We start from the raw sequence: 15,158 nt of genomic DNA, 5'->3' as shown, positions 1-15,158 counted from the left end.
AGAAAGGGTGACGATCAGACGGAAGATTAGAATGAATCAGAATCAGACATGATCGGAGGATGATCACATGGCTGGAAAACTTGTAACATCGGCTTTATGCCTAGCTGTACTTTGCTGCAGTACTCTGTTGCTGGCCTTTACAGTTGCTTTTGGAGAAGGAGTCAGGGTTCCGGCCGGAGACCTGAAGATTGAGAACGGTTATCTGGATTTTTCACCGACTGCCAAAGGTATCGTTTTCCCCGATGGTTCTGTTCAGCAGAACGCCGCACCGTCAGGTCTCAAAACCATTCTGAACGGCCCAGGCAATCCCATTGAACAATACGGTGTCGATGGCGACTTTTACATCAACACCAAATCAACGGTCCTTTTTGGCCCCAAGGCATCAGGTATCTGGCCGACTCCCGGTGTGTCTCTGGTCGGCCCGCAGGGTATACCGGGAGAAATCGGCGCTACCGGTCCGCAGGGCATACCAGGCCCGGCTGGCTCAGGCTTCACCTGGGTGGATGTCACCGGCGCATCAGTGCAGGCAGTATCCAACACCGGATATATGGCAAACAGCGGCTCCCCGGTCACGATCACCCTTCCCGCTGCGCCTGCAATCGGCGATGTCGTTCGAGTGTCCGGCATCGGGCCAAGCGGCTGGAAGATCGCCCAGAATGCCGGGCAATCAGTTGTTTTGAAAGACCTTCCCGGCACCTTCTGGACCGCGCGCCTTGTTGACTTCGGTTTTCAACCGACCGCAGTGGCCTCATCCGCGGACGGGATAAGACTCGTGGTCTTAAATCAAAATTATATTTTCACATCCAACAATTCCGGCGTGAACTGGACGGGACACGGGGCATTCAGAGATTGGAGATCAGTCGCCTCGTCCGCAGACGGAACTAAACTCATTGCCTGTGTATGGAATGGACAGATTTATACCTCCATCGATTCTGGAGTAACGTGGACGCCTCGAGAATCAAACAGACGCTGGATTTCTGTAGCCTCTTCCTCTGACGGGACAAAGCTTGTAGCCGCCGAAAATGACGGCTATATTTACACGTCCACGAATTCGGGTGTAACCTGGACTCCTTACGTGCCAATCGGTTATTGGAACTCTGTGGCATCCTCCTCTGACGGGACAAAGCTCGTCGCTGCCCAAGATAGCGGCTATATTTACACATACTTAGAATCAAGTGACTACTGGTCTCCGCACCTCTTTGATTCAAACAGATCTTGGTCATCCGTGGCCTCATCTTCAGACGGTACAAAGCTTGTTGCTGCGGCAAGTGGCGGTCAGATCTACACATCAAGTAATTCAGGTGCGACCTGGTCGGCTAGCGATATAAACAGAAATTGGACGTCTGTGGCCTCATCCTCAGACGGTATGAAGCTCGTGGCTGCGGATGGAGGGGGGCGGATTTACACCTCCATCGGCGGTGCAACCTGGACAGCTCACGATACAAATAGAAATTGGGTCTCTGTGGCCTCATCCTCTGATGGGACAAAGCTGGTGGCCGTGGATTACGACAGTAGCGTATACACATCCGATGGGCGCACAACAACGGGAATTACGGGTTCAATCAGCGGGGGGCAGTATGATGCCATTGAGCTCCAGTATACGGGGAAGAACAGTATATTCATGGTACTGAGCCATGAAGGGTCTCTTACGGTCCAGTAACGTGCGAAGGAGGGTTGTTGGGATGGCGAAACGAAGGAGAGGGGGGCATTGCCTTTCACGCCCGTCCTGAGCGAAGTCGAAGGAAGTTGAAATGTTGAATCCGTTAACTGCCGGCAATCAATAAAACTGAAAGAGAGTGGGGATTTCAAACAAATTGCAATCGTTCCCGCGTTTTGTTAAAGTGCCGGAACTTTTCTATTTACTTATTCCATTCAGGGCAGGAACAATCTCAATGAAAGAAATCCTTTCCGGCAATGAAGCCATAGCGCGCGGTGCATACGAGGCGGGCTGCCTGGTTGCCAGTGCCTACCCGGGTACCCCTTCCACCGAAATCCTCGAAAACACACTTTCCTACAAAGAGATCAATTCCTCCTGGGCCCCCAATGAGAAGGTGGCGCTGGAGGTTGCTATCGGTGCCTCCTTTGGCGGCGGTCGGGCGCTCTGCACCATGAAGCACGTCGGCCTCAATGTTGCGGCAGACCCGCTCTTTACGCTGGCCTACACCGGTGTGCGCGGCGGCCTGGTGCTGGTGGTGGCCGACGACCCGGAGATGCACTCCTCCCAGAACGAGCAGGACAGCCGCAATTACGCCAGGGCTGCCAAGGTTCCCATGCTGGAGCCTGCCGATTCCCAGGAGTGCAAGGAGTTTACCCGCCTGGCGTTCGAACTGTCGGAACAGTACGATACCCCGGTCATGCTGCGCAGCAGCACCCGCATCTCCCACGGCAAGTCAGTCGTCGCACTGGGGGAACGGACCACCGGTCTGCCGGTGCCGAAGCTGGAAAAAAATCCGGCCAAGCTGGTCATGCTGCCGGGCAACGCCAAGGTTCGCCATCCCCTGGTGGAGCAGAGCCTGGTAAAGCTCTCCAAAGCTGCGGCAGCCATGCCGCTCAACCGTATGGAACTGCGCGATACATCCATCGGCATCATCACCGCCGGTATCTGTTACCAATATGTCCGCGAGGTGCTGCCTAATGCCTCGACCCTGAAGCTCGGCATGGTGCATCCGCTGCCGCACGACCTGATCCGCGCGTTTGCCGCCAAGGTTGATACGCTCTATGTCATTGAAGAACTTGATCCCTTCATTGAAGATCAGGTCAAAGCGATGGGGATTCCGGCCATCGGCAAGGACATCATCTCCCTGTGCGGCGAACTGACCCCCGGGCGTCTCCGCACTGCGTTAAAGATTCCCCAGGTATCCGAATCCGCCGCAGAAAAGCTCCCCGGCCGGCCGCCCAACATGTGCCCCGGCTGTCCGCACCGCGGCGTGTTCTATACGCTGAACCAGCTGAAAGCCTATGTAACCGGCGATATCGGCTGCTACACGCTCGGCTTCATGCCGCCGCTCTCTGCCATGGATACCTGTGTCTGCATGGGCGCCTCCATCGGCATGGCCACCGGCGTGACCAAGGTTGTCTCTGCCGAGGAGAAGAAAAAGGTTGTGGCCGTCATCGGCGACTCCACCTTCCTGCATACCGGGATCAACGGCCTCATGGATATGGTCTACAACAACGCCCCGGCTACGGTGATCATCCTTGATAACAGCATCACCGCCATGACCGGCCGTCAGGATAATCCGGCCTCCGGCTTTACCCTGATGGACCAGCCGACCAATGCGGTGCAGATTCCGCTGCTCTGCAAGGCGCTGGGTGTCAAGCATATCCGAGTTATCAACCCGCTCGATCTGGAAGAAACCAGGCGGGTCATCTCGGAAGAGATGGATCGTCCCGAACCGTCCGTGATCATTACCAACAAACCGTGCGTATTGATCAAGCGCGACGATGTCTTTAGCAAGGGTCCGGTCTATGCCGTCGATTCTGACACCTGCACCGGTTGCCGCGCCTGCCTGAAGATCGGCTGTCCGGCGATTGAATGGAGACCGGCAGCAGACGGCAGCAAAAAAGGGAAAGCGTTTATCGACCCGCTGCTCTGTACCGGCTGTGATGTCTGCCGCCAGTTATGCACGTTTGACGCAATCGGGAGTAAACCATGAGCCAAGAGATTACGAATATCCTTCTTGTAGGCGTTGGCGGTCAGGGAATTCTGCTGGCGTCCGAGATCCTTTCTGAAGCGGCCATGCTGGCCGGTTTTGACGTAAAAAAGAGCGAGATCCACGGCATGTCCCAGCGGGGCGGAAGCGTGGTGTCCCATGTCCGTTTCGGCACTGAGGTGTTTTCCCCCATCGTGCCTGAAGGGGAGGGGGACATCCTGTTCGGCTTCGAACTGATGGAAACCGCCCGTTCACTGCCGTTACTCAAGCAGGGGGGCACCGTGGTGGCCAATGATCTGCAGATATCCCCCCCATCGGTGCTGATGGGGCAGGATACCTATCCTGAAGGGTTGGTGGAGCGGATTAAAGCCCGTTTCCCCGATTTCCTGCTGGTTGACGGTCAGAAGATTGCCGCCGATGCCGGAAATGTCCGGGCAGCCAACACGGTTTTGCTGGGTGCGGTATCCAGACGGCTCGACATTGCCGAAGAATTCTGGCTGAAGGCGCTGGAAAAGATGGTGCCGCCCAAGGCGCTGGCTGTTAACAGACGTGCATTCCAGCAGGGCAGGGAGCTGTAGTATGACCAAGCTTGATTCAGTCATCGCTGCCAACCGGAGTTTTGTACGGCCTAACGCGTTTCCGCCGCTGACCAAATCTCCGAAGAAGCAGATTGCCATCTTTACCTGCATGGATACCCGTCTGGTCGATTTTCTTGAACCGGCCATGGGGCTCAAACGGGGTGAGGCCAAGGTCATCAAGAACGCAGGCAATACGATAGTTGACCCCATGTCCGGTGCGGTTATCCGTAGTCTGGTGGCCGGCGTCTTCATGCTGGGTGTGGAGGAGATCTTTGTTATCGGCCACCGGGACTGCGGTATGGCCAAGATCGATGCCGATTCGGTCAAGCAGGACATGGTCAGTCGCGGCATCTCACCGGATGTGATCGATATCCATGTACCTGATCTGAAACAGTGGCTGGGCATCTTTGCACACCCGGTCGAAAACATTGAACGTGTGGTTAAGATTATCAGGCATAATCCATTGATTCCAAAGGATGTACCTGTTCATGGGCTGCTCTTCTGCCCTAATGACGGTCATCTGGATATTGTGGTCAACGGCTATACCGGTGAATGTTTTACCGACGCATTGGTTGAAGAACAGCCGGATGCCGGCGGCACGGGCAACTGTTGTTTATAAAATCTCCGAGGTAGCGCGCGTATGTTTTTCAATGAAGAATTCGAAACCCTTCCCCGTCAGGCATTGGAAGCCCTGCAGCTGAAACGGCTTCAGACCGTTCTTGAGCGGGTCTATGCCAATGTACCGTTTTACAAGTCCGCGCTGGACAGCGCCGGCATCAGGCCCGCTGATGTGAAATCACTGGATGACCTGCAGCGGCTGCCGTTCACCACCAAGCAGAATATGCGTGACTCCTATCCCTACGGTCTCTTTGCGGCCCCGATGGAGGAGATCGTCCGTATCCACGCCTCCAGCGGCACGACCGGAAAACCGACCGTCGTCGGCTATACCCACAGGGACATCGAGATCTGGTCCGAACTGATGGCCCGCTCCTTTGTATCGGCGGGCGCCCACAAGGGCGATATCATCCATAACGCCTACGGGTACGGCCTGTTCACCGGCGGTCTGGGGGCTCACTACGGTGCCGAGCGCCTGGGCGCATCGGTCATTCCCATCTCCGGCGGCAATACCAAGCGCCAGATCATGATCATGCAGGACTTCGGTTCTACGGTGCTGACCTGTACCCCATCCTATTCGCTGTTCATGGCCGAAGAGGCCAAAGCGGAAGGGGTTGATTTCAGGAAACTCAAGCTCAGGGTCGGCATCTTCGGCGCAGAACCATGGTCCGAGGCCATGCGCAGCGAAATCGAGGGCAAGCTCAACCTGGCGGCTATCGATATCTACGGCCTGTCCGAGATCATGGGGCCGGGTGTCGCCATCGAGTGCATCGAGGCCAAAAAGGGTCTGCACATCTGGGAGGATCATTTCATTCCCGAGATCATCAATCCCGAGACCGGTCAACGGCTGGCGGAAGGCGAGCGGGGCGAACTGGTCATCACCACCATCACCAAGCAGGGCATCCCGCTGATCCGCTACCGCACCCGCGACATTACCAGCCTGACCTACGAGCCCTGTATCTGTGGTCGTACCCATGCCCGTATCACCCGCATGAGCGGCCGGTCCGACGATATGCTCATCATCCGGGGCGTCAATGTCTTCCCATCCCAGATCGAGGCGATCCTGGTCGGGATTGAAGGGGTTGAGCCGCACTATCTGCTGGTTGTTGATCGGATCGGGAACCTGGATACCCTGGAAGTTCAGGTCGAGGTTGATGAACGGCTCTTCTCCGATGAGGTCAAGGTACTGCAGAAGCTGGCCAAACGGATTGAAAAAGAGATCAAGGATATGCTGGGGGTCACCTGCAGCGCCAAACTGGTCGAGCCCAAGACCATCCAGCGCAGCGAAGGCAAGGCCAAGCGCGTCATCGATAATCGTAAATTATAATTTCCCCCCTCCCGCAAGAGGGGATGGAAACGTGACTGGGAGGTTCGTTATGAAAGTCGAACAGATATCCATTTTTATCGAAAACAAATCAGGCCGCCTGGCGGAGATCACCCGCATTCTCGGGGATGCGGGCATCAATATCCGGGCTCTGTCCCTGGCTGATACGTCGGATTTCGGTATCCTGCGCCTGATTGTCGATGACGTTGAGAAGGCCAAGTCCGTACTGAAGGAGAAAGGTTTTACGGTCAACAAGACCGAGGTGGTTGCAGTGGAGGTGCCTGATCGACCCGGCGGCCTGTCACGCATTCTGCAGTCCCTGGATACGGACCAGATCAATGTTGAGTATATGTACGCCTTTGTTGAGCGCTGCGGCGGCAATGCGGTGATCATCTTCCGTTTTGATGATACCGACAAGGCCATTGAATCGCTCAAAGGCGGTGGTTTCAATATTCTTGAAGGCGAACGACTTTACAGTTTGTAGCAGTCACCTTGGGGAGGTAACAGTATGATGAAACGTGTTATTGCGGTGTGCAGTGCGGTATGTATCGGTCTCCTGACAGCCTCGGCATGCTTTGCAGCCGGCACCATCAAGATCGGCGGACTGTTTTCGGTTACCGGTCCGGCTTCTTTTCTGGGAGAACCGGAAAAGAAAACCCTGGAATTGCTGGTCAAAGAAGCCAACAGCAAGGGGGGCATCAACGGTGTCAAGCTGGAAGCGGTCATCTATGATACTGGCGGGGATGCTACCAAGGCGGTACAGCTGGCGACTAAACTGATCAAGGACGACAAGGTGTCGGTCATCATTGGACCGAGCACGACCGGTGAATCCATGGCCGTTATCCCGATTGCGGAAAAAGAGAAGATCCCCCTGATCTCCTGCGCTGCCGGAATCAAGATCATCGATCCGGTCAAACACTGGGTTTTCAAAACTCCGGCAAACGACCATATAGCCGCCGAAAAGATTCTCAACTACATGACCAGCAAGAAGCAGAAGACCATCGCCCTCCTGACTGTCACGGACGGATTTGGTGCATCGGGTCGTGAACAGCTCAAGGCGATTGCTGCGCAAAAAGGTTTCACCATCGTAGCCGATGAAGTCTACGGCCCCAAAGATACCGACATGACCTCCCAGCTGACTAAAATCCGCGGTATCAAGCCGGATGCCATCATCTGCTGGGGCACTAATCCCGGACCGGCGGTGATTACCAAAAATGTCAAGCAGCTTGGCATTAAGACCCCGCTCTATATGAGCCACGGCGTTGCTTCCAAGAAATTCATTGAACTGGCGGGAACCGAAGCTGCGGAAGGCGTCATGCTGCCGGCCGGCAAGCTTGCAATCTATGACGTACTGCCAAAGAACGATCCGCAGTACAAACTGCTCAAGGAATATGATCAGGCATATAAAAAGGCCTATGGAGTCGAGGCTTCCACTTTTGGAGGCTATGCCTATGACGCTTTCCTGCTCGTCTCCAGTGCGATCAGGAAATCAGGCACAACTCCCGAGCAGATCAGGAACGGTATCGAGAAGTCACAGAAACTGGTCTGTGTTTCCGGTATTTGCACCATGACGCCCAAGGACCATAATGGCCTCGATCTCTCTGCCTTTGAAATGGTCAAGGTATCGAAGGGTGACTGGGTGTTGATCAAGTAATAATCAAAATTATTCGGAGGTTCACTACATGCGTGTTCGATTTTTATCTGCCATAGCAATGCTTTGTACCCTGATATTTGCGTCAACAGTATGTGCGGCTGCTCCCATCAAGATCGGTGCCCTGTTTGCGGTCACCGGCCCGGCCGCCTTTCTCGGTGAGCCGGAACGCAACAGCGCCAAGATGGTGATTGATGAAATCAACGCAGCCGGCGGTGTCAAGGGACGTAAGCTTGAGCTGGTGGTGTATGATACCGCCGGTGATGCCACCAAGGCGGTGCAACTGGCAACCAAGCTGATCAAGGATGACAAGGTTGTTGCCATTATCGGCCCCAGTACTACCGGCGAAACCATGGCTGTTATTCCGGTGGTCGAGAAGGAGCATATCCCGCTGATTTCCTGCTCAGCCGGCAGCAAAATCACCGACCCGGTCAAGAAGTGGGTCTTCAAGACCGCCCAGAATGATGCCCTGGCTGTAGGGAAGATCTTTGAATATCTGCAGAGATCCAAACAAAGTAAAGTTGCGATCCTGACGGTATCTGACGGTTTCGGCGCATCGGGGCGCGAGCAGCTTAAGGCGCAGGCCGCCAAGTTTGGAATCTCCATCGTTTCCGATGATACCTACGGACCCAAGGATACTGACATGACCTCACAGCTGACCAAGATCCGCGGTTCACATGCCCAGGCCCTGATCGTGTGGGGCACCAACCCGGGACCGGCCGTGATCGCCAAGAACGCCAAACAGCTCGGTCTCAAGCTGCCGCTGTACATGAGCCACGGCGTATCGTCCAAAAAGTTCATTGATCTGGCCGGTGATGCTGCTGAAGGGGTGCGCCTGCCGTCCGGAAAGGTTCTGGTCTGTGATCTGCTGCCGAATTCCGAGTCGCAGAAAAAATCCCTCGTGTCGTTCGTGAAGGATTACCAGAAACATTACAAGGCCGAGGGTGATCATTTCGGAGGACATGCCTGGGATGCGGTCATGCTGCTGAGAAATGCCGTTGAGCACGGCGCCGAAACTCCAGCGGCAATTCGCGACCAGCTCGAGAAAACCAGGAACTTCTGCGGCATCGGCGGGACATTTACCTATAACGCCCAGGATCATGCCGGTCTCGGTAAAGATGCCTTTGTGCTGGTGGAAATCAAGAACAAGGACTGGGTTATCCTGAAATAATTTTTGTAGGGGTGAAGCATTTTTTTCTGCTTCGCCCGTCTTTTGAGGACATTCTAGAATCGGGCGAAGCAGATGATGCATGTGCTTCGCCCCTACATTTAAAATGAGGCACAATGCAGTTCGATCAGCTTCTCCAGTATTCCCTCTCAGGCCTGTCAACCGGTGCGATCTATGCCTTGATCGGCATCGGTTTTTCGATCATCTATAACGCCACAGGTATCATCAACTTTGCCCAGGGCGAATTCGTCATGCTGGGCGGCATGCTGACGCTCCTGTTCCTGGAAACCCTCAAGCTGCCGCTGTGGGCCGCCATCCCCTGTGCCATCGCGGTTTCAACGGTGGCCGGCATCCTGTTCGAACGCCTGGCCATCCGTCCGCTGCGTCTGCCGACCCCCATCAACCTGGTCATCATTACGATCGGCGGCAGCATCCTGATCCGTGGTCTCTCCATGCTGATGTGGGGCAAGGACACCCATGCCATCCCCCCCTTTTCCGGTGAAGCGCCGATTGCTATCGGCGGCGCCACGATCCTGCCCCAGCACCTCTGGATTCTGGGGATTACCCTGCTGATCATAGCGGCCAACAAATTCTATTTTTACCACACCATCAGCGGCAAGGCCATGCGCGCCTGTTCCTACAACCGCCGGGCCGCCGGGCTGGTGGGGATCGATGTCCGCCGCATGGTGCTGTTCTCGTTCATCATCAGTTCGGCCATGGGGGCGGTTGCCGGTATCATCGTCGCCCCCCTGACCATGACCGCTTATGATGTCGGTGTCATGCTCGGACTGAAGGGCTTCTGCGCCGCCATCATCGGCGGTATGAGCAGCGGAGTCGCGACCGTGATCGGCGGCCTGATCCTGGGGGTTCTGGAGTCTTTGGGGGCCGGCCTGATTTCATCCGGTTACAAGGACGCCATCGCCTTCATCATCCTGCTCCTGATCCTGTTTATCCGCCCGCAGGGGCTGTTCGGCAAGGCCCAGAGTGAGAGGGTCTAGCCGATGAATCGTGACATGATCAAATTTCTGGCATTTGCCGTTATGGTGCTGGCGGCGCCGCTGGCCTTCAGCGGCGGCTATCTGATGAATGTGCTGGTGTTTGTCGGCATTCACACCATGCTGGCCATCGGTCTCAATCTTCTGCTGGGGTATGCCGGCCAGATTTCTCTCGGCCATGCCGGGTTCTTCGGTCTGGGCGCCTATCTCTCCGGCATACTTACCGCAACCTATGGCTGGAATCCGTGGCTGGCCATGCCGCTGGCGGCTGTCGTTGTGGGGACACTGGCCTTTATGATCGGTTTCCCGATCCTCAAGCTCAAGGGGCATTACCTGGCCATGGCCACCCTGGGTATGGGGATCATCATGTACATCGTCTTCAACGAGACCATCGGATTGACCGGCGGCCCCTCCGGTTTGTCCGGTATTCCCAATATCTCCGTCGGCACATTTGCTTTCGACAGCGACCTGAAAAACTATTACCTGATCTGGGGCTTTACCCTCGGCCTGGTTCTGCTGACCTTGAACCTGGCCAACTCCCGGGTCGGACGTGCTCTGCGGGCCGTGCACGATTCGGAAGTCGCTGCGCAGGTGCTGGGAGTCAATGCCCGTCTGCTCAAGGTACAGATCTTTGCCCTGTCGGCAATGATTTCATCGGTGGCTGGCAGTCTGTATGCCCACACCATGACCTTTGTGTCGCCGGCCTCCTTTGGATTCAATTTCTCGGTAGAGCTGCTGACCATGGTGGTCATCGGCGGACTGGGAAGCATCTACGGATCCTTTCTGGGAGCTGCCCTGTTGACGCTGTTGCCCGAATTCCTGCGGGCGGCCCAGGACTACGATATCATCATCTACGGCGGCCTGCTGATGATGATGGTCATGTTCATGCCGGGCGGTCTGGTGCGGGGCGTGCCCGATCTTTTCAGGCGCTTACTGAAAAAGGGAGGGACCAGGCATGCTTGAGCTCTCGGGCATCACCCAGATATTCGGCGGCGTCACGGCCCTGGAGGATGTCTCCTTCTCTATCCGCAAAGGTGATATTACCGGTGTGATCGGACCCAATGGCGCCGGCAAGACGACACTCTTTAACATCATCAGCGGCATCTACACCCAGACCGCCGGGCGCGTCACCCTGAATGACTCGGATGTGACCGGTCTGCCCCCCGAAAAGCTGGCCCGGCTCGGCATGGTGCGCACCTTTCAGAATATCGAGTTGTTTGGCGGCATGACGGTGCTGGAAAACGTCATGGTAGGCCTGCACACCCGCAGCTCCAGCGGGCTTTTGGCCTGTTCCCTGCGCATGCCCTGGAGCCGCAAGGAAGAGACCCGCATCCGTGCCGGCGCACAAAAATGGCTGGAGTTCACCGGCATCACCGATCTGGCGGATGTGACGGCCGCGAATCTTCCCTTCGGCAAGGGGCGCCTGCTGGAGATCGCCCGGGCCCTGGCGGTTGAACCGTCGATTATCCTGATGGATGAACCGGCAGCCGGCCTCAACAGCCATGAGACCGTCGGGCTGGCACAATTGATCCAGCGTATCCGCGATCTGGGGATCACGGTGGTACTGGTGGAACATGACATGGAGCTGGTGATGGACATCTGCGACCGGATCGTGGTGCTCAATCTCGGGCGCAAGCTGGCCGAAGGCACGCCGCGCGAGATCCAGGAAAACCATGAAGTTATCGCGGCCTATCTGGGGGATGATGACTGATGCTGCGACTTAAGAACATCAATACCTACTACGGTAAGGTCCACGCCCTCAAGAACGTCTCCCTGCATCTGGCTGAAGGGGAGATCGTCACCTTGATCGGTGCCAACGGAGCCGGCAAGACCACCATCCTGAACACCATCTCCGGTGTGACCCCGGCCTCTGCCGGCGAGGTCCTCTTCAACAAGGAACAGGTGACAATGCTTCCGCCGGACCGGATCGTCAAGCTCGGCATCTCCCAGGTGCCCGAAGGGCGCCAGGTGTTCAAGCCCTTGTCGGTCGAGGACAATCTGGATCTGGGCGCTTATCTGCGCTACCGCAACCGGGAAAGCAAAACGTCCATCCACAAGGATATGGAGCAGGTTTTCAGCCTGTTTCCCCGTTTGCTGGAGCGCCGCAAGCAGCTGGCCGGCACCATGTCGGGGGGCGAACAGCAGATGCTGGCCATCGGCCGGGCACTGATGGCCAATCCGAAACTGCTGCTGCTGGACGAACCCTCCATGGGTCTGGCGCCGCTAGTGGTGCAGGAGATCTTCCGGGTGTTGAATCAACTTCGCCAGGAGCAGGGCACCACCATCCTGCTGGTGGAGCAGAATGCCAAGGCGGCCCTGAAGCTGGCGGACCGGGGCTATGTACTGGAGACCGGCAAGGTCATCCTGGAAGGACCGGCCGATGAGTTGATGGAAAACGCCGAGGTCAAACGGGCGTATCTAGGCAAGGATAAGAAAGAAATCTGGGAGCGTTAAGCTCCCTTTTTTGTGTCCTGTTTCATTAGTCGATACCTGTCAAGGAGGTACACAGATTTGACGATAAATGAGATCAGCGGAGAGATTGTTGATGCAGCCTTGAAAGTTCATTCTGCACTCGGACCGGGGCTGCTGGAAAGCGCTTACGAAGCCTGCCTGAAATACGAATTGATGAAAAAAGGTCTGAAAATAGCGAGCCAGGTTCTGTTGCCAGTACAATATGACGGTGTCGCAATCGATGCTGGTTACCGGATTGACCTGCTTGTGGAAGATGTCGTTGTAATAGAACTTAAGGCGGTTGAAAAGGTTGTGCCCATCCATGAGGCTCAGTTGATAACGTACCTGAAATTGAGCGGGAAGAAGCTTGGATTACTTTTAAATTTCAATGAACTGCACATGAGAGACGGTATTAAGCGGATCGCCAATAACCTGTGAATCTTTTCTCACCGCAGAGTACGCAGGGTAACGCAGAGGAAGTCAAAATCATGAGGGTTAAACCAAAATTTGAATAGTTTAAAACGTAAAAAGTTTACCATTGTTCTGTCCTCTCATAGTTCCTGTTTTTGTCTTTCCCCTGTTTTTGTTTTTCCTCTGCGTTACCCTACGACTTCTGCGGTATGACAAGTCTGTAAATCTTTCTCACCGCAGAGGACGCTGAGGTTCGCAGAGGAAGTCAAAAACTTGAGGGTAAGACCAGAGTCTTGAAATAAAGTATATTTTATTAATAAATTATATGCTTTCCAGCATCTCTCTTGTTTCTGGTTTCTTCCCATTTATTAGTTATTGTTTTACCTTGTTGTTGGTTTTCCTCTGCGTTACTCTGCGTCCTCTGCGGTGAAATGTGTGTCGGTTTTATTGTACGGTATTTGTAGGGGTTTTCTTTGACAGGCGGGTGGGGGAGGAGTAAGGTGAGCGCATTATCCTGTATACGGGAATATGTTATGTGCTGGAGATGAAAATGGATGGGACAATCAGACTATATTTTATAGCCGCTAAACCGCGATAAATGCCGGTTTAGCGGCTTTTTTGTTGGTAATTGCGATAAACTGACATTTCAAGACTTGATCTCGCGGAATTTTTGAACTGGAAAAGTATATAGATATAGATGGATTTGATAACAAGAGATGATGCGGTATCTGTATACATGTAGATAGCCGATGACCATATACGGATAGATTGTACATGCTAACTGCTCAATAATGAGTTGAACAGAAAAGAAGATAAATGAAAAAACTGATTTTCATCGCCATAGCCATTGTCATCGGATTGATCGCTATCCTTTCCATAAAGGCCAAACGAATCGACAACCCTTTACTTGCAAATGTAACTGCTGACAAAGTGCTCATTGAGAAAAGTAAGCGCCGGTTGACGCTGCTAAACAAAAACACACCACTGAAAACCTACGAAATCTCACTTGGTAAAGAGCCCTTAGGGAAGAAGACCGAAGAGGGAGATGGACGAACTCCTGAAGGAGTTTATTCAATCGACAGAAGAAAACTCAAAAGCAGTTATCATCGAGCGTTGCATGTTTCCTATCCAAACGCGGAGGACACAGCTCAAGCAAAAGCAAGAAGCGTATCTCCTGGCGGTGACATCATGATTCACGGACTACCGAATAGCATTGGATTTATCGGGAAACTTCAGACAAAACGAGACTGGACACTCGGCTGCATTGCTGTGACGAATCCAGAAATTGAGGAGATTTGGCGAGTAGTTCCTGATGGGACTACAGTTGAGATAGTGCACTAGAAATCAGTGTTCAACCAGACAGATGCAGCGGCCAAAAACCGCTGCTGTTCTGCCAAACCGTTGTACGGAAGGAAAAAATGAACGTAAAACTTCTGCTAGACGGCCCTCATTGGAAGGTTTATCGACCGAAGGATTTTGTTGCCTTTTTCGGCGCACTGCTACAGGTCGTGCCTGAGGGATCTATCCTTTGTCTCGGAGATGGGCATTCAGACGAAGCACTGCAGAGCTTTTTCCATGAATACGCGCTGCCAAATCCAGACCGGATACCACGCATAGAGTTTGCGTACGGACAATATCTTCCAATAACTAAGAATAGTCTGAAAATACTTCAGGACTTGGCTGCTTGCCATGCCGAGCCAGAAATTGCAACACATATTGCCGTATCGCAGAGGGGAAGGCAGCTATTGGAATGGTTTGACGCGCCATTTGATCCAATCTCTGTATCTCCAGAGGTAACAGAAGACCAAGTGAAGGCGTTCTGCAATGAGTTAGGCGTGAAGTATGAAAAGGTCGCCGCCAGTTAGTAAACACTGCAGACGTACAACCAGGTCGGTGGAGCGGTGAGACCCGCTCACCGCCCACGATGTTGAACTAAAGGAGCAAAAATGGATAACAAACCAAGAAAACCTTGGATCGCTGGATTGTTAAGTATAATCCAACCGGGACTCGGTCATATTTACAATGGTGAAATCAGGAAGGCACTAATAATTTACTTCCTCCCGGTATTGCTACTACCAAGCATGATCCTGTGTCTTCATGGTAGGTTTATTCGGCCATTTTTTATTGCTTATGCGTTGCTAGGGACGGTCTATTACGTATATGTATTCATCGATGCTTTTAAAATAGCAAAATCACATCATCAATATCTACCCAAGAAATATAATAAAATATACTCTTATATTGGAATCTACTTGCTGGTGGTTACATTGTGCGTATTCCGGTGAATCCGACCAAAGAAACTGACGTGATGCCGA

General features: G+C 53.9%; 15 protein-coding genes. All 15 read left to right on the top strand.

The window, feature by feature from the left end; all coding sequences use genetic code 11:
- Positions 1-67 precede the first annotated feature (67 nt).
- Complete coding sequence (locus ACOCF6_RS22400) at positions 68-1,660, top strand: hypothetical protein (RefSeq protein ID WP_482462542.1); 1,593 nt, start codon at positions 68-70, stop codon at positions 1,658-1,660.
- 232 nt (positions 1,661-1,892) lie between these two features.
- Positions 1,893-3,653, top strand: a complete 1,761-nt coding sequence (gene iorA / locus ACOCF6_RS22395; RefSeq protein ID WP_482462541.1) for an indolepyruvate ferredoxin oxidoreductase subunit alpha — start codon at positions 1,893-1,895, stop codon at positions 3,651-3,653.
- A complete protein-coding gene (locus tag ACOCF6_RS22390) occupies positions 3,650-4,228 on the top strand; it encodes an indolepyruvate oxidoreductase subunit beta (RefSeq protein WP_482462540.1) in 579 nt (192 codons plus the stop codon). The genes iorA and ACOCF6_RS22390 overlap by 4 nt, the downstream gene beginning before the upstream one ends.
- Before the next feature lies 1 nt (position 4,229).
- Positions 4,230-4,847 (top strand): beta-class carbonic anhydrase, encoded by a 618-nt coding sequence (locus tag ACOCF6_RS22385; protein ID WP_482462539.1) that lies wholly within the window; start codon positions 4,230-4,232, stop codon positions 4,845-4,847.
- 21 nt (positions 4,848-4,868) lie between these two features.
- Positions 4,869-6,170 carry a phenylacetate--CoA ligase family protein gene (locus ACOCF6_RS22380; protein ID WP_482462538.1) on the top strand — a complete coding sequence of 434 codons (1,302 nt, stop codon included), beginning with the start codon at positions 4,869-4,871 and terminating at the stop codon, positions 6,168-6,170.
- A gap of 49 nt (positions 6,171-6,219) precedes the next feature.
- Entirely contained in the window at positions 6,220-6,651 is a 432-nt protein-coding gene (locus ACOCF6_RS22375) for an ACT domain-containing protein (RefSeq protein ID WP_482462537.1), read from the top strand.
- Between the two features lie 27 nt (positions 6,652-6,678).
- On the top strand, positions 6,679-7,821 hold the full coding sequence (locus ACOCF6_RS22370; RefSeq protein ID WP_482463424.1) for an ABC transporter substrate-binding protein: 1,143 nt from the start codon (positions 6,679-6,681) through the stop codon (positions 7,819-7,821).
- A 58-nt stretch (positions 7,822-7,879) separates the two neighbouring features.
- Positions 7,880-8,989 carry an ABC transporter substrate-binding protein gene (locus ACOCF6_RS22365; RefSeq protein WP_482463422.1) on the top strand — a complete coding sequence of 370 codons (1,110 nt, stop codon included), beginning with the start codon at positions 7,880-7,882 and terminating at the stop codon, positions 8,987-8,989.
- A gap of 113 nt (positions 8,990-9,102) precedes the next feature.
- Positions 9,103-9,984: a branched-chain amino acid ABC transporter permease gene (locus tag ACOCF6_RS22360; protein WP_482462536.1), complete on the top strand. Its 882-nt coding sequence runs from the start codon at positions 9,103-9,105 to the stop codon at positions 9,982-9,984.
- 3 nt (positions 9,985-9,987) lie between these two features.
- Positions 9,988-10,944: a branched-chain amino acid ABC transporter permease gene (locus tag ACOCF6_RS22355; RefSeq protein WP_482462535.1), complete on the top strand. Its 957-nt coding sequence runs from the start codon at positions 9,988-9,990 to the stop codon at positions 10,942-10,944.
- Complete coding sequence (locus tag ACOCF6_RS22350) at positions 10,937-11,692, top strand: ABC transporter ATP-binding protein (RefSeq protein ID WP_482462534.1); 756 nt, start codon at positions 10,937-10,939, stop codon at positions 11,690-11,692. Before ACOCF6_RS22355 ends, ACOCF6_RS22350 begins: the two co-directional genes overlap by 8 nt.
- Positions 11,692-12,435, top strand: coding sequence for an ABC transporter ATP-binding protein (locus ACOCF6_RS22345; protein ID WP_482462533.1), 744 nt, complete (start codon positions 11,692-11,694; stop codon positions 12,433-12,435). Before ACOCF6_RS22350 ends, ACOCF6_RS22345 begins: the two co-directional genes overlap by 1 nt.
- A 57-nt stretch (positions 12,436-12,492) precedes the next feature.
- Complete coding sequence (locus ACOCF6_RS22340) at positions 12,493-12,870, top strand: GxxExxY protein (RefSeq protein WP_482462532.1); 378 nt, start codon at positions 12,493-12,495, stop codon at positions 12,868-12,870.
- A 789-nt stretch (positions 12,871-13,659) separates the two neighbouring features.
- Positions 13,660-14,184, top strand: coding sequence for a L,D-transpeptidase family protein (locus tag ACOCF6_RS22335; RefSeq protein ID WP_482462531.1), 525 nt, complete (start codon positions 13,660-13,662; stop codon positions 14,182-14,184).
- Positions 14,185-14,261: 77 nt separating this feature from the next.
- Entirely contained in the window at positions 14,262-14,708 is a 447-nt protein-coding gene (locus ACOCF6_RS22330) for a hypothetical protein (protein ID WP_482462530.1), read from the top strand.
- Positions 14,709-15,158: the final 450 nt, after the last annotated feature.

This window comes from Geobacter psychrophilus (assembly GCF_056821595.1).
Note: the sequence above shows the minus strand (reverse complement) of the source record. Positions and strands in the feature narration are given on the sequence as shown.